This is a genomic window from Bradyrhizobium sp. S69, assembly GCF_009766005.1.
Lineage (GTDB): Bacteria > Pseudomonadota > Alphaproteobacteria > Rhizobiales > Xanthobacteraceae > Bradyrhizobium.
Genome location: NZ_LMUK01000046.1, coordinates 25,738 through 48,665 on the forward strand (window position 1 = coordinate 25,738; position 22,928 = coordinate 48,665).

General features: G+C 60.8%; 21 protein-coding genes and 1 tRNA gene. 7 read left to right on the forward strand and 15 right to left on the reverse strand.

Annotation, left to right across the window (positions count from 1 at the left end):
* Window positions 1-86: 86 nt before the first annotated feature.
* The 4 genes from GSQ88_RS24905 to GSQ88_RS24920 all read right to left on the reverse strand — a co-directional run bounded on the left by GSQ88_RS24905 (window position 87) and on the right by GSQ88_RS24920 (window position 3,437).
* Entirely contained in the window at window positions 87-494 is a 408-nt protein-coding gene (locus tag GSQ88_RS24905) for a DUF4864 domain-containing protein (protein WP_159010431.1), read from the reverse strand.
* Window positions 495-635: 141 nt separating this feature from the next.
* Window positions 636-2,243, reverse strand: coding sequence for a caspase family protein (locus tag GSQ88_RS24910; RefSeq protein WP_159010432.1), 1,608 nt, complete (start codon window positions 2,241-2,243; stop codon window positions 636-638).
* 155 nt (window positions 2,244-2,398) lie between these two features.
* Window positions 2,399-2,797 carry a putative quinol monooxygenase gene (locus GSQ88_RS24915; protein ID WP_159010433.1) on the reverse strand — a complete coding sequence of 133 codons (399 nt, stop codon included), beginning with the start codon at window positions 2,795-2,797 and terminating at the stop codon, window positions 2,399-2,401.
* A gap of 91 nt (window positions 2,798-2,888) precedes the next feature.
* On the reverse strand, window positions 2,889-3,437 hold the full coding sequence (locus GSQ88_RS24920) for a cupin domain-containing protein (protein ID WP_159010434.1): 549 nt from the start codon (window positions 3,435-3,437) through the stop codon (window positions 2,889-2,891).
* Window positions 3,438-3,596: 159 nt separating this feature from the next.
* Here GSQ88_RS24920 and aptA point away from each other — a divergent pair, with 159 nt between their 5' ends.
* The 3 genes from aptA (at window position 3,597) to GSQ88_RS24935 (ending at window position 6,833) form a co-directional block, all read left to right on the forward strand.
* Complete coding sequence (gene aptA, locus GSQ88_RS24925; RefSeq protein ID WP_246784998.1) at window positions 3,597-4,925, forward strand: omega-aminotransferase AptA; 1,329 nt, start codon at window positions 3,597-3,599, stop codon at window positions 4,923-4,925.
* A gap of 163 nt (window positions 4,926-5,088) precedes the next feature.
* Complete coding sequence (locus GSQ88_RS24930; protein ID WP_159010435.1) at window positions 5,089-6,354, forward strand: D-amino acid dehydrogenase; 1,266 nt, start codon at window positions 5,089-5,091, stop codon at window positions 6,352-6,354.
* Between the two features lie 26 nt (window positions 6,355-6,380).
* Window positions 6,381-6,833 (forward strand): GNAT family N-acetyltransferase, encoded by a 453-nt coding sequence (locus GSQ88_RS24935; RefSeq protein WP_159010436.1) that lies wholly within the window; start codon window positions 6,381-6,383, stop codon window positions 6,831-6,833.
* On the opposite strand, the gene GSQ88_RS24940 is transcribed toward GSQ88_RS24935, so the two are convergent.
* Entirely contained in the window at window positions 6,830-8,425 is a 1,596-nt protein-coding gene (locus GSQ88_RS24940) for a gamma-glutamyltransferase family protein (protein WP_159010437.1), read from the reverse strand. The two genes, GSQ88_RS24935 and GSQ88_RS24940, sit on opposite strands and share 4 nt — an antisense overlap.
* A 177-nt stretch (window positions 8,426-8,602) precedes the next feature.
* Here GSQ88_RS24940 and GSQ88_RS24945 point away from each other — a divergent pair, with 177 nt between their 5' ends.
* Complete coding sequence (locus GSQ88_RS24945; protein WP_283810704.1) at window positions 8,603-9,091, forward strand: deoxycytidylate deaminase; 489 nt, start codon at window positions 8,603-8,605, stop codon at window positions 9,089-9,091.
* Between the two features lie 110 nt (window positions 9,092-9,201).
* Here the strand turns inward: GSQ88_RS24945 and GSQ88_RS24950 are convergent, their stop codons facing one another.
* A complete protein-coding gene (locus GSQ88_RS24950) occupies window positions 9,202-9,438 on the reverse strand; it encodes a response regulator (RefSeq protein WP_246785000.1) in 237 nt (78 codons plus the stop codon).
* A gap of 123 nt (window positions 9,439-9,561) precedes the next feature.
* Here GSQ88_RS24950 and GSQ88_RS24955 point away from each other — a divergent pair, with 123 nt between their 5' ends.
* Window positions 9,562-10,260, forward strand: a complete 699-nt coding sequence (locus GSQ88_RS24955; protein ID WP_246785001.1) for a YkgB family protein — start codon at window positions 9,562-9,564, stop codon at window positions 10,258-10,260.
* 67 nt (window positions 10,261-10,327) lie between these two features.
* On the opposite strand, the gene GSQ88_RS24960 is transcribed toward GSQ88_RS24955, so the two are convergent.
* Entirely contained in the window at window positions 10,328-10,891 is a 564-nt protein-coding gene (locus tag GSQ88_RS24960) for a TetR/AcrR family transcriptional regulator (RefSeq protein WP_159010439.1), read from the reverse strand.
* A 158-nt stretch (window positions 10,892-11,049) separates the two neighbouring features.
* Between GSQ88_RS24960 and GSQ88_RS24965 the strand changes: the two genes are divergently transcribed.
* Entirely contained in the window at window positions 11,050-11,709 is a 660-nt protein-coding gene (locus tag GSQ88_RS24965) for a glutathione S-transferase (protein WP_159010950.1), read from the forward strand.
* Window positions 11,710-11,822: 113 nt separating this feature from the next.
* On the opposite strand, the gene cysN is transcribed toward GSQ88_RS24965, so the two are convergent.
* The 8 genes from cysN to GSQ88_RS25005 form a co-directional block, all read right to left on the reverse strand.
* Window positions 11,823-13,697, reverse strand: coding sequence for a sulfate adenylyltransferase subunit CysN (gene cysN / locus GSQ88_RS24970; RefSeq protein WP_159010440.1), 1,875 nt, complete (start codon window positions 13,695-13,697; stop codon window positions 11,823-11,825).
* Window positions 13,697-14,635 (reverse strand): sulfate adenylyltransferase subunit CysD, encoded by a 939-nt coding sequence (gene cysD / locus GSQ88_RS24975; protein WP_159010441.1) that lies wholly within the window; start codon window positions 14,633-14,635, stop codon window positions 13,697-13,699. Before cysD ends, cysN begins: the two co-directional genes overlap by 1 nt.
* A 270-nt stretch (window positions 14,636-14,905) precedes the next feature.
* Window positions 14,906-15,373, reverse strand: coding sequence for a MarR family winged helix-turn-helix transcriptional regulator (locus GSQ88_RS24980; RefSeq protein WP_159010442.1), 468 nt, complete (start codon window positions 15,371-15,373; stop codon window positions 14,906-14,908).
* Window positions 15,354-16,118 (reverse strand): nitroreductase family protein, encoded by a 765-nt coding sequence (locus GSQ88_RS24985; RefSeq protein ID WP_210253888.1) that lies wholly within the window; start codon window positions 16,116-16,118, stop codon window positions 15,354-15,356. The genes GSQ88_RS24980 and GSQ88_RS24985 overlap by 20 nt, the downstream gene beginning before the upstream one ends.
* A gap of 295 nt (window positions 16,119-16,413) precedes the next feature.
* Window positions 16,414-18,405 carry a hypothetical protein gene (locus tag GSQ88_RS24990; protein WP_159010444.1) on the reverse strand — a complete coding sequence of 664 codons (1,992 nt, stop codon included), beginning with the start codon at window positions 18,403-18,405 and terminating at the stop codon, window positions 16,414-16,416.
* 729 nt (window positions 18,406-19,134) lie between these two features.
* Window positions 19,135-19,210: transfer RNA gene (locus GSQ88_RS24995), tRNA-Ile, on the reverse strand.
* An 80-nt stretch (window positions 19,211-19,290) separates the two neighbouring features.
* Window positions 19,291-20,271, reverse strand: coding sequence for a Bug family tripartite tricarboxylate transporter substrate binding protein (locus GSQ88_RS25000; RefSeq protein ID WP_159010445.1), 981 nt, complete (start codon window positions 20,269-20,271; stop codon window positions 19,291-19,293).
* A gap of 4 nt (window positions 20,272-20,275) precedes the next feature.
* Window positions 20,276-21,253 (reverse strand): tripartite tricarboxylate transporter substrate binding protein, encoded by a 978-nt coding sequence (locus GSQ88_RS25005; protein WP_159010446.1) that lies wholly within the window; start codon window positions 21,251-21,253, stop codon window positions 20,276-20,278.
* A gap of 124 nt (window positions 21,254-21,377) precedes the next feature.
* On the opposite strand from GSQ88_RS25005, the gene GSQ88_RS25010 reads away from it, so the two are divergent.
* A complete protein-coding gene (locus GSQ88_RS25010; RefSeq protein ID WP_159010447.1) occupies window positions 21,378-22,376 on the forward strand; it encodes a TAXI family TRAP transporter solute-binding subunit in 999 nt (332 codons plus the stop codon).
* Window positions 22,377-22,928 lie beyond the last annotated feature (552 nt).

Sequence of the window (22,928 nt, forward strand, 5' to 3'; positions counted from 1 at the left end):
CCATCCTTCGAGACGCGCGCAAGAGCGCGCTCCTCAGGATGACGTCGGTGATTGCTTCGTAGGCTCGTTCATCGGGACGACGGTTGTTACACCGCTTGCCCGGCCTTGATCAGCACGCAGCCGATGATCTTCAGGCTGCCGTCGGGCTGCTGCTCCAGCGTGTACAGCGCTTCCCAGGCTTCGCCGTCGGCATCGAGGATGTGAACGCGCTGCGCGATCTTGCCGTCCGCGACCTGGGCCTCGCCGAATTCAAAACTCTTGTGGCGATACACCGGGGCGTAGTTTCGCTGCACCATCGACAGGAAAATATCGGGCTGGTGGAACATGCCCTGGATCGCGGGCGCGGCGTAGGAATAGGCGGTCGCCGCATCGTCGCGGCCGAACGCTTCGACCTGCGAGGTGATGATGCCTTGCGCCGTGGCGAGGTCATTTCCGGCGCGGGCAGGGGCGGCAAGGCCGATCAGCAAGGCGGCGAGCAAAACGAAGGCGCGCATGACATGGCTCCCGGTTGGTTGGCTGTCCCAGCCCATCTTTCCAGTGCGTCTTCGGCAAAAGCTATACCCGCGCCGCGATATCCGCAAACAGCTAGCCAGGTCCAGCTTGATCCCGGGTCTGCGATGGAACGCCGCGCAGGTTCACCGTCGCGTCCCCCGCAGGTTTTCCTTGGCTTCGGCATTGCCGAGCGCCGCCGCCTTCTCGAACAATTGCAGCGCCTTCCTGTTATCGCGGGCGACGCCGTAGCCGTTGGAGTAGAGCACGCCAAGTCCGTTGATGGCGGCGTCATTGCCGAGGGCCGCACCCTGCTCGTAGAAGCGGCGTGCCGCGTCGTAGTCGCGCGGAACGCCGTCGCCGTGCATATACATTAGCCCGAGATTGTTCATCGCCGAAGGCTCGCCGGCCTTGGCCGCGGTCTCGTAAAGCTGGCGCGCTTGCGCGCCATCCTTTTTCACCCCGTGTCCGGTTTCATATTGCCAGCCGAGATCGACCATGCCGATCGGCTCGCCCGCATCCGTCGCCTTCTGGTACCAGCGCGCCGCCTCGACATTGTTCACCGGCGTGCCGGATCCGCCTTCGTAGAGCGCGCCGATATTGTTCATCGCCATCGCGTAACCCGCCGCGGCAGCCTGCTCGTAGAGACGCCGCGCTTCGGCATAATCCTTTTGCCCGGTCGCCACGCGGCCGGCTTCGAACACGAAGCGCATTACGTCGGGATAACGCTGCATCGCGTCTTTGCAGGCGGGGCCGGCCGCCGTGACATTGATCTTGTCGACCTCGAGGCCCGGCAGCTTCCAGCCATGCCCAGTATCGTAGGGCATCGCCGCCAACCGGTCGCAGTCGACGACGAGACCCTGCCGCAGCGGATCGTCCGGTGGCGAGAACCGCAGCTCTTGCGTGGATGCGGGCGTGGTCGCGACCGGCGCACCGCCCGGCGTCAGCGACGCTTGCTTGGGTTCGGCGGGCGGCAGCTCCGGCTTGCCGGCGAAATAGAAACTGCCGGTGATGGGCGAAGAGGACAGCCACGGCAATTGCTGGCCGCCGGTTGCCTTGTCCACCGCGAGGCCGACCTCGTTGAAGGTCTTGAACAGCCCGTAGCCGGGCTTCTGCATCGCCTCGGCCAGCGCCTTGGTGTAGGGACTGTGACCATCGGTGCCATCGAGCGAAACGCTGCGCGGCTGGGTCGCGAACGAGATCAAGGTCCCGACCGGGGCCGGCATCTGCGCCAGTCCGCCGGTTCTCGAGCGGACGCCGTGGCCGCCGAACGGATTGTCGCGGCAGGCGTCGAGCAAGACCAGATTGATCCTGGTGCCGGATTTTTCCAGCCCGTCGAGAATGTCCGATGTCGAGACCATCTGCATGAAGACATCGGCTTCGTCCTGCGGATGGGCATCGACCGGCACCAGATAGTTCAGCCCGTGGGTCTCCACGCCATGGCCGGCGTAGTAAAACAGCGCGACATCGGCGCCGACCAATTGTGCCCTGAATTCCTGCAGACTGGCGTCGAATCCGGCCTTGTCGAGATCGAGCCGGGCGCCGCCGCCGACCACGAAAAAGCCGAGCGACAGCAGCGTATCCGACATCAGTTTGGCATCGCTGTCGGGATTAAGCAGTTTGGGCACGGCCTGATAGGCCGAATTGCCGATCACCAGCGCCACGCGTTTTTCGGCTTGGGCTGTGGACACCCCGGCGCACAGCAAAAGTGCCGCGACGATCCATCGCGACATGATGCCGATCCGACCAGCCATGACACATCTCTCCCCAGCGGGCAAAAATCCAGGCGCTTCAAATCAAGTGCTGGAAATTCAAGTCCTTGAAATCAAGCGCCTGAAATCGAAGCGCTTAAATTCCAGCTGACCATTGGTCTCGGCTCGCGGCCGATTGGTTCGATGGCCGTCGGCCGCTAATGCGGCTTGGCGTTGGTGCCGATCGCCGCCATCGTCCGGGTCACGCGCTTGGCGACCATGCTGGCCGTCAACGCCGCGTACTTCTTGAAATGTTCGGAAGCCCGGTGCGTCTTGAAGGCGGCTTCGTTGTCATAGACCTCATAGAGAAACAGATGGTTCGGATCATCCGCGAGAGCCAGGATATCGAATTGCCGGCAGCCGGGCTCCTGAATCGCGGCCAGGCTGTTTTCCTTGATCGCGGCCAAATAGTTGTCCCGCTCGGCCGGCACGATGTCGAGATCGACCGCGTTGACGTAGAGACCGCCGGATTGGGCGACCGCGCGCTGGCCCGACAGCGGAAGCAGCATCGCCACCGCGGCGCAGGCGGCGATCGAGATCCAGAGTGATTTTTTCATTGAAGCGCTCCCGGTTACTGGCTTGTTTTTGTTGACGGGCCAGCCTGCCGCGCGCGCCCGATTTTGTCGAGCGCCGGATCGCAGGTCGTGCTCAGAACGTCGGCGGAGTGCAGGCGCTGATGACTTCGCATGCTTTGGCGCCGACGCAGCGAAATCGATGCGGGCGGCGGCTTTCGAAATAATAGGCGTCGCCGGGGTCGAGGATGCGGCGCTCGTCGTCGACGGTGACCTCGAGCCGGCCCGAGACCACGATGCCGCCTTCCTCGCCGGCGTGAACCAGCGGCACCCGGCCGGTGTCGCTGCCCGGCTCGTAGCGCTCTTTCAGAATCTGCAAGCTGCGGCCGAACAGATTGTCGCCGATCTGGCGGTAGGAGATCGGCTTCTTGCCGATCTCGGTCAATTCGTCGGATCGATAGAACGCCTTGCGCGGCCGCTCCGGCTCGATCGCGAAGAATTCCGCGAGCCCCATCGGAATGCCGTCGAGGATGCGCTTGAGCGCGCCGACCGACGGGTTCATCTGGTTGGATTCGATCAGCGAGATCGTCGAATTGGTCACGCCGGAGCGCTTCGCAAGCTCGCGTTGCGACAGCTTGTGCCGACTGCGAACGAACCGCAGCCGTCCGCCGATATCGACGCTCATTGGAAATCCCTGTTGCAGGTGTTTCGGATCGAACAAATATGGACCGATCGTATCAATAAAATCAATGGGTTGCAGGAGCGCAGAAAAGGACTTGTTGTGTCTTCGCAAGCGTGATCCGGCTAGCCTGAGAGCTTTGGCTGCCAACCCAGGAGTGTCACCGTGACCGTTCATCAGAAGCCGAACACCCTGCAGCTCGATTCGTTCTGGATGCCGTTCACGGCCAACCGGCAGTTCAAGGCGGCGCCCCGGATGTTCGCGTCCGCCGAGGGCATGCATTACACCACCGTCGACGGCCGCAAGGTGATCGACGGCTCGGCCGGACTGTGGTGCGTCAATGCCGGCCATGGCCGCCGCCAGATCGCCGCCGCCGTCGAACGTCAGTTGATGTCGCTCGACTTCGCGCCCTCGTTCCAGATGGGCCATCCGATCGCGTTCGATTTCGCCGAAAGGCTGGCCGCGATCGCGCCGCAAGGGCTTGATCGGGTGTTCTTCACCAATTCGGGTTCGGAATCAGCCGATACCGCGCTGAAGATCGCGCTGGCCTATCAGCGCGCCGCCGGCCAGCCGACCCGGACCCGCCTGATCGGCCGCGAGCGTGGCTATCACGGGGTCGGTTTCGGCGGCATGTCGGTCGGCGGCATCGTCAACAACCGCCGTGCCTTCGCGACCCATCTGCCCGGCGTCGATCATATCGTCCATACCCATGATCTCGCGCGCAACGCCTTCTCCAAGCAATTGCCGCCCCATGGCGCCGAGCTCGCCGACGATCTCGAACGGCTGGTGGCGCTGCATGGTGCCGAGACCATCGCCGCCGTTATCGTCGAGCCGGTTGCCGGCTCGACCGGCGTGCTGGCACCGCCGCAGGGTTATCTGCAACGGCTGCGCCAGTTGTGCGACAAGCACGGCATCCTCTTGATCTTCGACGAAGTCATCACCGGCTTCGGCCGGCTCGGTACGCCGTTCGCCGCCAATTATTTCGGCGTGACCCCCGATCTGATGACGACGGCCAAGGGCATCACCAACGGCACCGTGCCGATGGGCGCGGTGTTCGCCAGCCGCAAGATTCACGATGGCCTGATGACCGGGCCCGAGAGCCAGATCGAGCTGTTCCACGGCTATACTTATTCGGCGCATCCGGTGGCCTGCGCCGCCGGCCTTGCGACCCTCGATATCTACGAGGACGAGGGATTGTTGACGCGCGGCGCCTCGCTCGCCGGGTATTGGAGCGATACATTCCATCAGCTCAAGGGCCTGCCGAACGTGATCGATATCCGCACCGTCGGCCTGATGGGCGCGGTCGAGCTCTCGCCGCGCAAGGATGCGCCGGGCGCGCGCGGCTATGATCTGATGGTCGATTGCTTCAACCGCGGTCTTTATTTCCGCCAGAGCGGCGATGCCGTCGCGCTGTCGCCGCCCTTGATCGTCGAGCGCAGCCATATCGACGAGATGGTCTCGATCCTCGGCGACGCCATCAAGCGCGTGGCCTGATCCTTGCTCGCTGGAGCATGATCCGGAAAAGTGGAAACCGGTTTTCCGGAAAGATTATGCTCAGACAACAAGCTAGAGCGGGATGACGATTCGAAGATAAGTCATCCCGCTCTAGGACTTGAAGCGGCCGCGCAACGATGCTGCGGCAGGAGTGCGGTAAATCGTGAAAGTCCTTGTTCTCGGCAGCGGCGTTATCGGCGTCACGTCCGCTTATTACCTCGCGCGCGCCGGCCACGAGGTGACGGTGGTCGACCGTCAGCCAAAGCCTGCGCTCGAGACCAGTTTTGCGAATGCGGGCGAAGTATCGCCCGGCTATTCCTCGCCCTGGGCCGGTCCCGGCGTGCCGGTCAAGGCGATCAAATGGCTGTTGATGCGGCACGGCCCGCTGGTGATCTGGCCGAAGCTCGATCCGGTGATGTGGATCTGGCTGCTCAAGCTGCTGCGCAACTGCACCGAGGCGCGCTACGCCGTCAACAAGAGCCGGATGATCCCGATCGCCGAATACAGCCGCGACTGCCTGCGCGCGCTGCGCGCCGAGACCGGCATTCACTATGACGAGCGCAGCCGCGGCACGCTGCAACTGTTCCGCAAACAGGCGCAGCTCGACGGCACCGCCGGCGACATCGCGGTGCTCAAGCAATATGGCGTGCCCTACGAGGTTCTCGATCGCGACGGTTGTATCGCCGCCGAGCCCGCGCTTTCGGCGGTGAAGGACAAGTTCATCGGCGGCATGCGGCTGCCGCAGGATGAGACCGGCGACTGCCACATGTTTACCGAGGCATTGGCGGCGGAGGCAGCCAAGCTCGGCGTGCAGTTCAAGCTCAATACCACGATCGAGCGGCTGATCGCGGACGGCTCGAAGATTGCCGGCGTCGTCACCAGCGCCGGGCGGTTGCAGGCCGACGCCTATGTCGTTGCGCTCGGCAGCTGGTCGCCGCGGCTGCTCCGGCCGCTCGGCATTTCGCTGCCGGTCTATCCCATCAAGGGCTATTCGATCACGGTGCCGATCATCGACGCCGACGCAGCCCCGGTGTCCACCGTGATGGACGAGAGCTACAAGGTCGCGATCACGCGGCTCGGAGATCGGATCCGGGTCGGTGGCACCGCGGAAATCTCCGGCTATTCCAACCGGCTCGACGCGGCGCGGCGGGCGACGCTCGATCATTCGCTGACCGATATGTTTCCGCGCGGTGGCGACCTTGCCAAGGCCAGTTTCTGGAGCGGCTTGCGCCCGATGACGCCCGACGGCCCGCCGGTGATCGGTGCCACCCGTTACGGCAATCTGCATCTCAACACCGGCCATGGCACGCTGGGCTGGACCATGGCCTGCGGCTCGGCGCGCGCGCTGGCCGATCTGTTGTCGGGCAAGAAGCCCGACATCGACACCGCCGAGCTCGCGCTCAGCCGCTACGACCACCGGTTCGGTTAGGACGAGCAGCTCAAGGAGCCAGGTGAATGCAGACGGACCCGTTACTCGCCGACTACGAGATATCAACCGACGTTGATCGGCTGGACGTCGAGGTCATTCACACATTCCTGGCGGAGGACAGCTATTGGTCGCGCGGTGTCCCGCGATCGATCGTGGAACGCGCAATCGCGAACTCGCTTTGCTTTGGTGTGTACCATCGCGCCGGGCAGGTCGGATTTGCGCGCGTCGTGACCGACAGATCGACGTTCGCGCTGCTGGCTGACCTGTTCATCCTTAGGCAATATCGCGGCAAGGGTCTGTCGAAATGGCTGATGCGTTGCGTCGTCGGACACCAGGATCTGCAAGGTCTGCGGCGCCTGCTTCTGCTGACGTCCGACGCGCACGGTCTGTACAGCCAGTTCGGGTTTGAACCACTCGGAAACCCGTCCCGCTTCATGGAAGTGCTTCGGCCGGACGTCTACCGAACTGTGTCGAGCTAATCCGCCTCCGCGACCGCTTCGCTCCAGGGCTGGAACGGCTCGGTGGCGCCGCTGTTGGTGGAGCCATCGCGCAGCACGAGGCTCGGACAGGCGAACTTCATCGGCAGGGTTTGGATGCGGGCCGCTTCGTAGTCGAAGCGGTCACTCAAGGCTTGCCGCGTGGCCGCCGGCAGCCGCACGTCGCCGATCACGACCGCGCCTTCGCTGGCATCGATGCGCGGCTGATGGATCGCCGCATCGAGATCCATGCCGTAGTCCATCACAAAGGACAATAGCTGCATCACCGCCGGCAGGATGCGCCGGCCGCCGGAGGCGCCGACCGCGAACCGCCGGCCATCGGCGGCCTGCGCCAGCACCGGGGTGTAATTGGTCAGGCAGCGCTTGCCCGGCGCCAGCGCGTTGGTGCTGCCCGGCGTCGGGTCGAACCACATGATGCCGTTGTTCATGGTGATGCCGGTTTGCGGCGTCACGAATTTCGAACCGAAGGTCGACAGCAGCGTTTGCGTCACCGCCGCCATGTTGCCGTCGCGGTCGATCACGGAAAAATGCGTGGTGCAGGACGGCGCCAGATGTTCGGCACCGAGCGCGCGCCTGCCGTCGGCATCGCCCATATCCTGCAACCGCTCGCGATAGGCCGATTGCAGGGCCAGCGCGTAATTGGTGTAGGCCGATGCGTCTGGTCCACCCTTCGCGGGCTCGAAATCCTGTTGCAGCAGGCGCAGCGCGTGCGCCAGCGTCGGTCCGGCGGTGAGCTCCGGTGTCGCGAACACCTTGCCGCCGCGATACGGGATCGCCAGCGGCTCGCGCAGATGGGCTTGGAAAGCGCCGAGGTCTTCGACCGAGAGCGCGCCGCCGGCCGCCCTTATGTCGGAGGCGATGCTGCGCGCGAGATCGCCGGTGTAGAAATCGCGCGGGCCTTCCGCCGCCAGATGCGACATCGTCGCCTTGAGCCTGTCCTGCGGCAGACGCACGCTGGAGCGGATGCCCCATGGCGCATTCGGCGGCAGGCCATCGACGAGATAGGCCGCGGCACTTGCGGGGTAACGTCGCAGGTCGGCCGCGGAGCTTGCGATCATTAGGGTGGTCCACCAATCCACCGCGAGACCTTCACTGGCCAGCCTGACGCTGGGCCGCAGCAATTCCTGCCAGGGCATTTTGGCGTGGCGACGATGCGCTTCTTCCATGCCGGCGACCACGCCGGGCACCGCGACCGAGCCGGGACCGTGCAGGTTGCGATCGTCCTTGACCCGCGCCCATGGGAAGAGGTCGGAGACCGTGCCGTCGCCGGTCAGCGGATAGTCGTCGACGCGCAGGCTATCCGGTGCGCGCATGCCGTAATCGATCACCTCGAAGCGATTTTCGCGAGCGCGGTACAGCACCATCGCGCCGCCGCCGCCGAGGCCGCTCATCCACGGCTCGAGCACCCCGAGCGCGAACGTGGTCGCGACCACCGCATCGACGCAGTCGCCGCCGGCCGCGAGCACCTCAGCGCCGACCTCGGCGGCCTTGCGCGATTGCGCGGCAACGATGCCGCCCGTGGAGACCTTGGCCGGCTTGCGGATCTGCAGGGCGTTGGAGAACTGGTCGCGCATGATGGTCTTTGCTCCGCCTTTTTGGCTGTTGGCCGGCCTTGCTCCCTGCATAGAGCCGCCGCCGTCATCAGGCAAGATCGCGGAATTGGCGGGCAGGCCGGCGTTTGACGATGGGTGGTTTGGCGTTCTACCGTTGCGGTCGCCGGGCGATGACTTCGACCTCGATGGGAGACCGTATTGCGAGATCACAAATGGGATGAGCGATTTATGCTCCTGGCCCACCATTTGGCATCCTGGAGCATCGAGAAGGGAAGGCGCGTCGGCGCCGTCATCGTCGGGCCCGACAACGAAATTCGCTCTACCGGATTCAACGGCTTGCCGCGCGGCGTTCGCGACGATCTGGAAGAACGCCATTCGCGGGTGACCGGTGCGAAATATATCTGGAGCTGCCATGCCGAGCAGAACGCCATCTTCAACGCGGCGCGGGTCGGCGTGGCGCTGAAGGGCTGCTCGATCTACGTGCCCTGGTTCCCCTGCGTGGAATGTACCAAGGCCATCATCCAATCGGGCATCTCCGAACTGATTGCCTATGCGCCCGATCGGCCCAATTCAAACTGGGCGGAGGATTTCTCCATCGCGGGCGCGATGCTGAAGGAAGCCGATATTACCGTTCGGCTGATTCCGAGGCTCGCCGAACTGCCGGACGCCTCCGAGGACGATAGCTGATCGCGCGGGGGCCGTGGGCCTGGACAAACGCAGAGCGTTTGGCCTCGGCATAAGCGCAAAGTCGTTTGGCCTCGGCACAAACGTAAAGTCGTTTGGCCGGAGGTAAGCGACTACTGCGGCGGCTTCAACTCACTCTGCAGCCAGCCTGCCTTTGCCGATTTCATCGGATCGTCGGCAATGACGGTTTCGGTATGATTGCACTTCACGCATTCGAACGTGCGGTAATCGAGACCGGCCGGCCCGGGCTGGATGCCCGCCAGCGCCATGCGGGTTTCGCAACAGGGGCAGCGCGGGTGCTCGACGGGCGAGAGCGCAAACATCGTCGGCGTAACATGCGAGGTCGTCATGGCCGCACCTTATAGACGGTGGAGCAGGATTGAAGTCTAGGCCGTCACCGGAGCCTTGTCTTTCCATTTTGCGACTTAATCCGACAAATCTTTGACGGTGATGTTCAGACCGCATCGCGGCGCTTGGCGCGAGACATTGCCGCGTTGCGAAATATTGCTCGCGCGCCGCGTGCATATGGCCGCCTGCACATGATTGTGAACCCGGGACTTCCGGCGGCGCGTAACGAAACTGCCCGCGCCCGCGAACAGGATCTTGAAGGACGCGACTTCCAGGCGGCCTCTCGCAAGCCATCTTTCAAGCCAAGCAATCTTTCAAGGGACCAAGTGATCCACATGAAAATATCTTTCAACATCGCTGAAAATGGAGCGGGATCTTACCGGTTCCTGGCCATTCTGCGCTGGGTCATGGTGGTGATCTTCGTGTCGTTTGGCATGCAGAAATTCACCCTGCAGTCGGCGCAGGGCATCGTGCAATTCATCAGCAACAGTCCATTCATTTCGTGGCTATCGGCCTTCGGCCTCAGGGGAGAAGCTTATTTCCTCGGGGTTGCCGAGCTGGGTATCGCGGTACTTCTGGTGGCGGGCGCGTTCAGCCCGGTCCTGTCAGCGATCGGCTCGTTGATGGGGATGGTCACTTTCGCCATCACCTGGTCGTTCTTCTTCACGACGCCGGGTGTCGTGGTCTGGAGTTGGTCGACCGACCCGATGGCCTGGAATCTCGCCGGCGAGTTCATCTTCAAGGATATCGTGCTGCTGTGCGTCTGCACCGTGTTGTTCCTGGCGTCGCTGCCGCAATCCGTCGTCCGGTCGCGCTCCAGCTAAGAACGTTTTTGTCAGTCGCCGATGGCCGACTTATTCTTGAGAACGGTGGTTTAGAACATGACGCCGTCTACGCCGGCAAAAGGCCCGCCGCGCGATAGCTGTCGATCAACGAATCATAGAGCGAGATGTCCGAGCGGCTTCTCGCCATCAATTGAGCGCCGGCGATGGCGGCAAAGATGGCGCGCGCCCGCAATTGGCTCTCCTCGACACCGACCACGGCCGCGGCGCACAGCACCCTGCTCAGCCACGCGACGTTGACATCGGCAAAGGCCTGAACCTCTTTCTTCACCGGCTCCGGCAGGTCGTCATATTCGGCAGCCATGAAGCTGCACAGGCACATGCGATTATTGTTCTCGAGCGCCTTGCGAAACGTATCGGGATATCGGCGCAGGCTGTGCAGCGGATCCGGGGATTCGGCCAGCACCGCCTCCAGCGCGGCCGCTGAGTCTTCCCAATAACGCCTCGCGACCGCGGCACCGAGATCGGCTTTGCTCGGGAAGTGATGGTAGATGCTCGCGGCCTTGATACCCACTTCGGCTGCGAGATCGCGGAAATTCAAGCCGCCATAGCCATGCGCCTGCGCGGTCCGCTTGGCCGCCCCCAGGATGGCTTCCTTGGAGTTCGTGCTCATTTTTAGACCTCACAGCCATCGAATCGATTGCCTACCAAGTGACAGATAGACGTTGACAGCAAAGATTTAAAGCCACATACATTATCTACCAACTGACAGGTAGGATAAAGTTCATGAGCATTCACACCAGCAATTCAGAGATCGTCAAATCGGCGGCGATGAAGATTCACGATTGGCCGACCGGCCCTTATCCGGCTCGCGTTCGTATCGCCCTGGCGGAGAAGGAGCTGCAATCGCGCGTCCAGTTCGTGACGGTCCATCTGCGGAAAGGCGAGCACAAGCGGCCTGAATTCCTCGCCAAGAATTACTCGGGCACGCTGCCGGTGCTCGAACTCGACGACGGGACCTTTATTGCCGAATGTACGGCCATTACCGAATATCTCGACGCGCTCGACGGCTCTCCCACGCTCACCGGCCGCACGCCGCGCGAAAAGGGCTTGATCCACATGATGAACAAGCGCGCCGAGTTGGAGCTGCTCGACGCCATCAGTGTTTATTTCCACCACGCCACGCCGGGGCTTGGACCCGACGTCGAGATCTATCAGAACGCCGAGTGGGGTTCGCGTCAACGCGACAAAGCCCTGAGGGGCATGAACTACTTCGACGGCGTGCTGAAGCAGCAGCCGTTCGTCGCCGGTGAACTGTTCTCGATGGCCGACATCACGGTGATCGGAGGTCTGATCTTTGCGGGGCTGGTCGAGCTGCCGGTGCCGGCGCAATGCGAGGCGCTTCAAGCCTGGTACGCAAGGATGCAGCAGCGCCCCAGCGTCAAGAACCGGGTGACGATGTCGGAAGCGTTGACGCTGCCGGCTGGATGATCCGAACAGTCAGGAACCGGAGTGAACGACCGCAACATCGGGTCGGCATCGTCGATCCTCGCCGAAATCCCGGTGAAATAGGGGTGCGAAGCTGTTACGGCCGGTCGCGCCGTCTATCTTATGATGCCAAGCTCGGCGAGCTTTGCTGTGAGGCGTTCGGCCAGTTGTTCTGCCTGCTGGCCTGTCGTGTGCAAATGTATTTCGGGGTTCGCGGGAGCTTCATAGGGGGCATCGAAGCCGGTGAAATTCTTGATCTTGCCGGCTTTGGCTTTCGCGTAGAGGCCCTTGGGATCGCGTCTGGCGCATTCATCAATCGGTGTATCGACGAATACTTCGATGAATTCCCCATCCGGCACCAATCGCCGCAACATCTCGCGATCGGCCGCGTAGGGGGAGATGAAGCAGCACAGCACGATCAGACCGGAATCCGCCAGCAGTTTTGCCACTTCGCCGGCGCGGCGAATATTCTCGACCCTGTCTGCTTCGGTGAACCCGAGGTCGCGGTTGAGGCCGAGGCGCACATTGTCGCCGTCCAGCAGCATGGTGTGATGGCCCGCAGCATGAAGCTGCCGCTCGGCGATGTTGGCAATGGTCGATTTGCCCGCGCCCGACAAGCCGGTCAGCCAGACGATTGCGGGCTTCTGGTGCTTTTGGGCGGCGCGTTCCGCCTTTCCGATCAGCGTCGCCTGCCGATGAAGGTTGGTGCCGCGCCGTAGCCCGAAGGCAATCATCCCTGCACCGACGGTGTGGTTGCTCAAGCGGTCGATCAGGATAAATGAGCCGGTTTTGCGATTCTGCTCGTACGGATCGAACGCGACGGGTGCAGCTGTCGCCAAATTGCAGAAGGCAATGTCATTGAGGCCGAGCGTATGGGTTGCGAGATGCTCGCGGGTATTGACATCGATTTTGTATTTGATCCCGGTCACCGTGATCGGCGTCGTCTTGGTGCCAATGCGGGCCAGATACGAGCGGCCCGGTATCAGCGCCTGGTTGCTCATCCAAATGATGTGTGCGGCAAACTGGTCCGACACCTCGGGACCCAAAATCGGGCCGACGAGCAGATCGCCGCGTGCAATGTCTATCTCGTCCGCGAGCGTGATGGTGATGGCGTCGCCAGTTTCTGCCGATGGTTGCGGGCCCTCATAGGTTAGCAGCTCCTTCACCCTTGAACTCTGCCCGGAAGCAGCCACCGTAACCGGGTCGCCGGCTTTGATGTGTCCGGACACCACCGTTCCGGCATAGCCACGGAAGTCAGGGGTGGATCGATTGACCCACTGCACCGGAAAACGGAATGGCTCTTCGTTCGTTTCGCTGTCGCTATCAACCGTCTCAAGATAGTCGAGCAGGGTGGGTCCACGATACCAAGGCGTATGATCTGACCGCCGTGTGACGTTGTCGCCGTCACGGGCCGAGACCGGAATCGCCATGATGGACGAGAAGCCAAGCTCGGATGCGAAGGCGCGATATTCAACGACAATTCGCTCGAAAACGTTCGCTTGATACGAGACCAGATCGATCTTGTTCACGGCTATGACGACGTGGCGCAAGCCGAGCAACGAGCAGATCAGTGAATGTCGCTGCGTTTGCAGCAAAACGCCCTTTCGCGCGTCGATCAGCAGGATAGCTAAATCGGCCTTTGATGCCCCGGTCGCCATATTCCTGGTATACTGCTCGTGACCGGGCGTGTCCGCGACGATGAAGGACCGCTTCGGCGTGCTGAAAAAACGATACGCGACATCGATCGTGATGCCCTGCTCACGCTCGGCCTCGAGCCCGTCCACGAGAAGGGAGAGATCGACTTCATCTCCTGTCGCGCCGCGGCGTGTCGATTCCCTGGTCAGTTCGGATAGTTGATCGTCGAAGATTTGCTTCGAATCGTGCAGCAGGCGGCCGATCAGAGTGGATTTACCATCGTCGACCGATCCACAGGTAAGGAACCTGAGAAGATCCTTGTTGGCCTGCTGGACAGTCGGGGCGACGCCATCCATCAGAAGTAGCCTTCTCTTTTCTTCTTCTCCATGGATGCGGCCTCGTCGCTGTCGATCAGGCGTCCCTGCCGCTCCGAAACGCGCGTCGATCGCATCTCCGATACGATGTCTTCGAGCGTAACGGCGTCGGATTCAACAGCCGCGGTCAAGGGATAGCAACCGAGCGTGCGAAAACGCACAAGCCGCGATTCCGGCCGCTCGTCCGCCTCGAGGGGAAATCGATCGTCGTCCACCATGATCCAGGCACCATTGCGCCGCACGACCGGCCGCTGCTTGGCGAAGTAAAGCGGCACCACGGGAATATTTTCCAGCATGATGTAGAGCCAGATGTCGAGCTCGGTCCAGTTCGACAGTGGGAACACGCGGATCGTCTCGCCCGGCCGAATCCGGGTGTTGAACAGGTTCCATAACTCGGGGCGCTGGTTTCGCGGATCCCAGACGTGACCTTGCGAGCGAAAGGAGAAAATGCGCTCCTTGGCCCGGCTTTTTTCTTCGTCTCTTCGGGCGCCGCCAAATGCGGCATCGAAGCCATGCAAGTCCAGCGCCTGCTTGAGCGCTTCGGTTTTCATCACCTGGGTATGCACCGAAGAGCCCGAGGCGACCGGTCCAATGCCGCGCGCCACGCCGTCCTGATTGGTATGCACCAACAAATCAATTCCGAGACGACGGGCGGTTTCATCGCGAAACGCAATCATTTCGCGAAATTTCCAGGTCGTATCGACGTGCAGAAGCGGAAGAGGGAGTTTGGCCGGGTGGAACGCCTTGATCGCCAGGTGCAGCATCACGCTGGAGTCTTTGCCGATCGAATACAACATCACGGGCTTTTTGAATTCAGCAATAACCTCGCGCATAATCTCGATGGACTCGGCCTCCAGCCCCCTGAGATGCTTTGGGAGACCGCGTTGCGTCCCCTGGGTTTGCAAGACCGAGATGTCCATTGCGTATTTTCACCGACCAGGGAGTTGTGAAGCCACGAAAACCGGTTGTGAACCTGTCACTGGAGCTCTTGCGGCTGTTTGCGAGGCCATTCCTTTGCGGCGTCGAGGGCATAATCGCCGAATGCTACATGTATGCAACCTGTTTTCGCCTTTGCCGCCAGAGCCTGACGCGATCGTTGGAAATTTGTCCAATGTGATCCCGCCATTCACCCCGTGCGAGGTGTCGGAGCATGGGATCGTGCCCGATTTGCTGCCAATTCGATCTGCTTTTCAGCTGTCTGCCAGCCGGCCCAGTAATTCGTAGAGAAGTCTCTTCTCATTCGCATTCAGCCCGGCCAGCGTCTTGGCCGTGCATTCGATCTCGATGGGTAGCAACTCGCTGACAAGCGAGGTTCCGGATGGTGTCAGGCTGACGAGGATCAGCCTTCCGTCGTCCGGGTCGCGCTGCGTCATCACGAGACGACGCTTCTTCAGCCGAAGCACGACGTCTCTGATGTTGGCGGGCTCCATGGCAACGAGCCGGCCCAGAAGGTTCTGTGAGAGCGTTCCGCGTTCATGGATCCGGGCCAGTGTTGCAAATTGCGGGGCCGTCAGATCGTATTGACCGATCCGCTCGACGAGATTTGAGGACGCGCGCTGATACGCGCGGCGCAACAGGAAGCCGACCTGGTCTTCCAGCCTGTATGCCGGTTCGACGCGCGCGGCTGCCGCTGCGCCCTTAGTCGACGTTCTGGGCATCTCGATACATCACCTTGTGGCGTGTGGTGGCCACCCATTCCTCGATCTGTGTTTCCGTCATGAAGTGGGAGGCGTCAAACTTGTTCCAGTTGCTGATATCCGCCAAGCTCTTCTTCCATCGTTTGTACGGAGCCTTGGCCGGCGGACCGAAGCACATGATGTCAAGGACGGAGAGCTCCGCGGGAATGCCGAGCAGCGGCTTCATCGCCTGTTGCGCCTTCTCCTGCCCAATCGCCGTTACCCACCAGACATTATATCCGAGAGCGGCGGCGGCGAGATGCGCCGACATGGTCGCGGCTGCCACGCTCTGGAGTAAAATCCTCTCCGCGTTCTCCTTGTACATCTTGTCGAGTTCGGAGCCGTCGTTCAGGACCGGAAATGCCTTGACCCAGCGAAAGTCGCTGACAACGACGATGAAGCCGGGAGCCGATGCAAGACCGCGGTAATCCGGGGTCGGGAATTTCATTTTGAGCTTGGCCCTGAGGATCTGCTCTTCGCGAAAATATTCCGTGATCTTGTTCTTCAAGTCCTGATCGGTGACGGCAATGAAGTGCCAGGGCTGGGCGTTAGCTCCGGACGGCCCATGCCGCGCGGCCTCCAGGATCATTTCATAATGCTCTGACGGCATCACATAGCTGGAATCGAAAGCGCGTGTCGTCAGGCGATTTCTCACCACATCCATCAACGCGTCATATCTGGTGCGATCGGTGAAATCATGGGCGAGCCTGCCCGATAACTCGGTCATGTGAACCTCCCTGTTTTGATTGTTATGATCATAACGATTGGCAGAGGGAGAAGTCAATGTGGGGAGGCCGCGTTGCGACCTCGTGGCGCGAGGCACGGAAAACGTCCGACTGGATGGCGGCGCTGCACGGGTTATCAATCGGGACAAGTCATTGATGGAGTTTCCGCTCGACCTCCTCGATTTGAACGCTCAGCCGTCGTTATTCTTCCCGGGTAGAGAAAGACGATTGTAGACGCTGCAACGGTACACGGAGATATCTTGTGAGACGAGGAACACGCGAAATGTTCGGCAGAAATTACTCTACCGTGCATGCGTCTATCGCTGGCTTCAAGCTCGAAACGTCCCGCGCGAGAATGAATTTTTCCGACGGCGGCCAGGAAACATTTCGTGTCAAGACCTCGTTGATATTGAGGGGGCCCAGATCGAATGCGGCGGCGACGTAAAGCCGCCCGACGCGAACCACATTATAATTACGGTATGCATATAAGAGTTGCGGAGTCGCGCGCGCGTCCGCTTGCCACCAGGCCTTTCGAGCCACCGTACGGGCACCCTTGAAATTGCGGCCCACTACCTGAGCCGGGGTGCCCCAGGTTCGAGGGAATTGCTCCAGGCCATCATCAGGCTCTTGCGGATTGCGTCTTTTCAAAATGAAAACCCGGGTGACAGGACTCTCGTCTATGATGGCCCAAACACCGTAATCGGGAGCCCTGCCGGGGGTGTTCAGCGCGGCGGCAATTTCCTTCCGATACGCCACGACTGGTGAAGGCCATATCCCTGTCAGGGCATCCAACTGCTCGGGAATGACAATCAACTTCGACTTCGCGAAAACATAATCCAGATATTCGCGAAAGGCATCTTCTGTCGCCACAAGCTTCGGATCAAATGTAGAAAACCAAAAGCGGGCGTCGGCGTCCGAGCGCATCGGAAGCTCGCTGAACGGCGTTACATTGTTTTGGGCGGCGTAATAGCGTGCGATCGGCCCATTGAATACGCCGAACCAAAAAAAATAAGCCGACGCATTGGCCGTCTCTTGGCCGAACAGCAGGGAAATTCGGCTGACATCTTCACTCGACAAATATGCCTGATCAAGTTCGTTAAGCCGACGACAACGCGAGGCATCCGCAGAAGGCGATCGCTTGAATCTGTTAACACCCCAGCCATTCGCATCGATAATTGACTGAAAGGAAGACTTCGTAATTTGCACGGAGCTTAAAGTAAAAATAACTGCGGCCCCAACGTACAGAAACACCGAGTCCATTTGCGGCATGCCGCGTCTCGAAAATAGTCCAAACAAAACAGAGAGTGCGCAGCAGATGAGCCCCACCAGAGCAGGTTCGAACTGGTGCAGAGGACGAATTTCCGCTGCGGAATAAAATCCGCTGAAGGTTAAAAGAGCGAAGATGAGATAAAGATAAAACGAAATGGCTCCGATCACCCCAAGGGCCCCAACGATAACCTGACCTCTATCATCAGAGAGTATTTTTCTGGTGCCACAAATTGCGGAATAGATTGCAATGAGATGACCAAAGACGGTCAAGGCGACGGCATAATAAGGCGTCCCGTCCGAGACAAGCGGGAACCATCGTCCTGAAATGGCAAGCCCCGGCATGTTGAGAAGTATCCACGCCGAGCCTGCCAGCTTTCTTTGATATTCAAACTGCAGGGACGTCGCGGCATTCGAATAGTAGCTGTAGATCGCATGGTACGTAAAATAGAAATAGATCGCTGCCATCGCCGAGCATATCACCGCCATCAGAGCAAGATTGGCGACGACCTGAACGCTCAAACGAGATTTTGGCCATACGAAGCGGATCAAGGTTACTAGCGCAAAACCGGCCAAAGGCATCACGAGAGACATGAATGCGTTCCCGCGTGACCAGACGGTTGCTCCGAGCGCAACTCCGACGGCTATTGCCGTTATTTTTGAATGTGGATTGGAGATGAACCAACAGAACAATGCTGTTGAGCACAGCAACGCATCGACGAATATAGGCTCGGGCATCAGCGAGGTGAGATTGAATTGCATGAGCGCGTGAAAATTCCACGGCATTGCAGCAACAAGAAGCGCGGCGACGAACGCCCAGAAGCGTGATACTTTGGACAGCAAGGCGGTTCTGTAAACGATACTTATGCTTACAAAAAAGCAGAAATAGTTGATGAATATGAGGGAGCCGCGCTGATTGTACAAAAAGGGCGAGAACGCCAAAACCAGAAAATGTTGAAGCCAGTTAAAGTCCCCGGGCTCAACGATATAACGGAAAGCCGAACCGAAGCTCTGGCGGCTCATGTTCAGAATTTCGTAGAGCAAGGTCGAATATGAAAATGCATCTCCCCTGGGTACGACCGTCTGATCAACGGTATTGATCTCTCTTTCTGCAACGAGATAAATGAAAAGCGTGCAAACGCCTATTATCACGTAGCAAAGTCAATCCCTTGGCGACTGGTTCCATCGTCTTTCACGACACATCGCCTCGATTTGCCCGGCCAAGCATAGCTGTTCGGCTGTTCTCGAACATTCCAGCTTCACGCTCTTGTCTTGAACCCATAGCCAAAAGCTAGCCATAGGATTCGATCACCGACAAGGTGGCGGCTGAGGGGTATTAATCTCGGGAGCGTAAAATTCCCCGGGCAAACCCGATGCGCGACCTTCGCCTTCAGCACCACGAGCAGCCACGCAAGTAACGACCAAGCGCGAGCTAATCTCGCCAGGGCGGCATCGATCCCCGGCAAGAACGTCGTCATGCTTGCGCTCTCAAGTGCGCTTCGGGCATGGGAATATCCAAATCTATCTCCGACAGCGGCCCTTACGGCTATAATCGGAAGCCATCAGCGACTATCTGAGAGTTTGCCACGCCTGATGAAAAATTTAGGCCAAATAATCTCGCAATCGCAGCCACTTACGAGGTCGAGTCGTTCTTAAAGTCAAAACCGAGTCGTTTTCAAAATGCGAGGTCGCGGAAAAATCAACGGGTTAACCGAGGCGTTTTCAAAGTGGCCCTACACACATTGATTTGCTTGGTGGGCCCGGCAGGACTCGAACCTGCAACCAGACCGTTATGAGCGGCCGGCTCTAACCATTGAGCTACAGGCCCCGCCGCAGGCGGGCCGCTTGGCGGCCGGCAACGGTGCTGTCATCGTTTACAGGGATGATCGCCGCCCCGCAATGCTGCCCTCACTCCACCGAAATCCCGGCGAATTCGACCACTTTGCGCCATTTGGCGGTCTCCTCGACGATCAGCCTGCCGTATTCGGCCGATGTCATCGGCTGCGGGCTGCCGCCCAATCCGGCGAGCTGCTCCCTCAGCTTTGGGTCCTCCAAGCCGTCATTGACCGCCTTGTTGAGGATGGCGACGATCTCGTTCGGCGTGCCCTTGGGCGCGGACATCCCGTAGAACACGGTCGATTCGTATCCGGCGACGGTCTCGGCGATGGCCGGGATATCGGGCAGGCCGGGCCATCGCTGGGCTGAGGAAACGCCGAGCGCGCGCACGCTGCCGCCGCGGGCTTGCGCCAGCGCCGTCGGCAGATTGTCGAACATCAACTGAACCTTGTTGGACATGATGTCGGGATACGCCAGCGCCGACCCGCGATACGGCACGTGCACCATGTCGCATTTGGTCATGGCCTTGAACAGTTCCGCCGCCATGTGCACCGTGGTGCCGTTGCCGGAGGAGGCAAAGGAAATCCTGCCCGGGTTTTGCCTGCAATAGTCGATCAGCTCCGAAACCGTCCTGACCGGCATCGCATTCGACACCACGAGCAAATTCGGCACCTGCATGAAGCCTGCGACCGGCACCGTGTCGCGGATGAAATCGAACGGCAGTTTCTTGTAGAGCGAGGCGGAGACTGCGTTGTTGGCCCCGGAGAACAATAGCGTATAGCCGTCCGGCGTAGCCCCGATCGCGGCTTCGGTGGCGATATTGCCGCCGGACCCGGCGCGGTTTTCCACGATGAACTGCTGGCCGAGACGCTCCGACAGCCACTTCGACATGATGCGCGCGACGGTATCGACCGGGCCGCCGGCGGTGAAGCCGATCAGCCAGCGCACCGGTCGATCAGGATAGTCGGCGGCGGCGGACGGCGCGATGCCGGCCACGAACCAGGCGAGTGCAAACGCAACTACGCGCCAAGACACGATCCTGGAGGCGGTCATGATGTCAGTCCACCGAAACGCCGGCGAATTCGACCACCTTGCGCCATTTCTCGGTCTCGCTGGCGATCAGTGTGCCGAATTCGGCCGGCGTCATCGGTTTGGGGATGCCGCCGAATTCCGCCAGTTTGGCCACCAGCTTGGGATCCCGCAGCGCTTCGTTGACCGCTTTGTTGAGCGTCTCCACGATCTCCGGCGGCGTGCCCTTGGGGGCGGAGATGCCGTAGAAGCCGATGGATTCGAAGCCCGGCACGGTTTCCGCAATGGCGGGAACATCCGGCACCCCGGGCCAGCGCTGCGGCGAGGTGACGCCGAGCGCGCGCACGTTGCCGGCGCGCGACTGCTCCAGCGCCGACGGCAGATTGTCGAAGATCAATTGCACCTTGTTGGACATGATGTCGGGAAACGCGATCGCCGAACCGCGATACGGCACATGCACCATCTCGCAATGGGTCATCGCCTTGAACAGTTCTGCCGACATGTGCACCGAGGTGCCGAGACCGGATGACGCATAGGAGATCTTGCCCGGATTGGCCTTGCAGTAGTCGATGAACTCCTGAATATTTTTGGCCGGCAGCGCATTGGTCACCACCATCATGTTGGTCAGTTGCATGATGCTCGCAACCGGCACGGTGTCGCGGATGAAATCATAGGTGAGATGCTTGTAGAGCGAGGTGGAGATGGCGTTGTTGGGGGCGTCGAACAGGATCGTGTAGCCGTCCGGCGTCGAATTGACGGCGGTGGCGGCCGCGATATTGCCGCCGGAGCCGGCGCGGTTCTCGACCACGAATTGCTGGCCGAAATGGTCGGACAGCCACTGGCTCATGATCCGCGCCACGATATCGACCGGGCCGCCGGCCGCAAAGCCGATCAGCCAGCGCACCGGTCGATCAGGATAACCGGCGGCGGCCGACGGGGAGATGCCGGTGGCGAGGCTCGCAAGGCACATCAAACCGAAGAGGGCTGCGCGTAAAAATCCAGACATTTTCGCTCCCGTTATTTTGTTCTTGTTGTCTAAAACCCATGCTTTCATAAAACCCCGCACTTGCCTACAACATCCCCCGCGCGGCAGGCCGTCATGCTCCGCGGAACGAGTTCCGAGGCCAGACATGAAGATCGCACGTATGATTTGCGTCGCAACGGCTTTCGCCGCCGCCGGCGCCACAGCACAAGAGGGAGGCAAGACCATTTCAACCCCCGCCATTTCAAACCCCGCTATGCCAAAGACCACGATCAATTTCGCAACCGCGACGCCGGGCGGCGGCTTCCCGCTGTACGGCAATGCCCTTGCCGAAATCATCAACGCAGCCGATCCGACCTTTTCGATCGAGCCGCGCAACACCAAGGGCAGCAACGAGAACATTCCGCTGCTGGAGGCGGGCCAAGCCGATATCGCCACCGTCGCCGGCGAGCCTTCCTATGAGGCCTTCATGGGCATCGGGCGGCCGCGCGCGACCCATCTGAAAATCCTGACCGCGATGTATTCCAGTCCCGGCATGTTCGTGGTGCGCGCCGACAGCCCCTATAAGACCATTCGCGATCTGGTCGGGCAGCCGATCGCGTTCGGCGCCAAAGGCTCCGGCCTGCCGATCCTGTCGCGCTATATTTTGGACGGCATCGGGCTGAAGCAGGACGAGGATTTCAAATCGGTCTATCTCGACCACGCGGGTGACGGCCCGGCGATGGTGCTCGATGGCCGGGTCGCGGCACTCTGGGGCGCCGGCGTCGGCTGGCCCGGTTTTACAGCGATCGCAACCAGCCCCGGCGGCGCGCGCTTCGTCGCGCCCGACGCCGATGAGATCGGGCGCATCCGCGCCAAGCACAGCTTCCTCAAGCCGCTGACGGTGGCGGCCGGCACCTATCCAAACCAGAACGCCACGATCAACTCGGTCGGCTCCTGGAGTTTTATCCTGGTGCGCGACAGTCTGCCGGATGATGTCGCCTATCGACTCGCGAAAACGCTGCATGGCGCGGAAGCCACCTTCTGCAAGAAACTGGCGCAGGCCTGCGAGACGACCGCGGCGAATACGGTCGCGGCAGCGCCGGAGCCGAATCTGATTCATCCCGGCGTCGCAAAATACTTCCGCGAGATCGGCGTGATGAAGTAGCTGTGTGAGATCCCGGTGATGAAATAGCTGCGTCGTCCCGGCGAAGGAGCCCGCGAAGCAAGTTCGACGTCATCCTGAGGAGCGCGCCCTTCGCGCGCGTCTCGAAGGATGGCCACGAACACCATCCTTCGAGACGCGGCCAAATGGCCGCTCCTCAGGATGACGGTTCTGGTGTGTTCCGGCGCCTTAAGCGCAATTGCACACGAGGCGGGGACGACGAAAATATCTCCCTCATTCGATTTCCAGCGCGTAGCCCGCATGAGCGAAGCGAGATGCGGGACCGCGGAGACCCGCATGTCGTGGAGCCTGTCATCGGGCGCGCATTCGCGCGACCCGTTGGCTCATGCGGGCTACGATCACCAAACACAACTCCGCATTCTCGCGACATGATGTGCCCGAGGTTTGCCAAAACTTCCGCCCTCGCTAAGCAAAGAGGGCGCAGGGAAGACCGGGTGCACGCTGCACCCGCGGTCTCGCGTGCAAGGGTATATAAAAAAACGCACACGAGCATACAGGTTCAGCGGAGGCAGTCCGGCCTTCCCTGCGCAATGG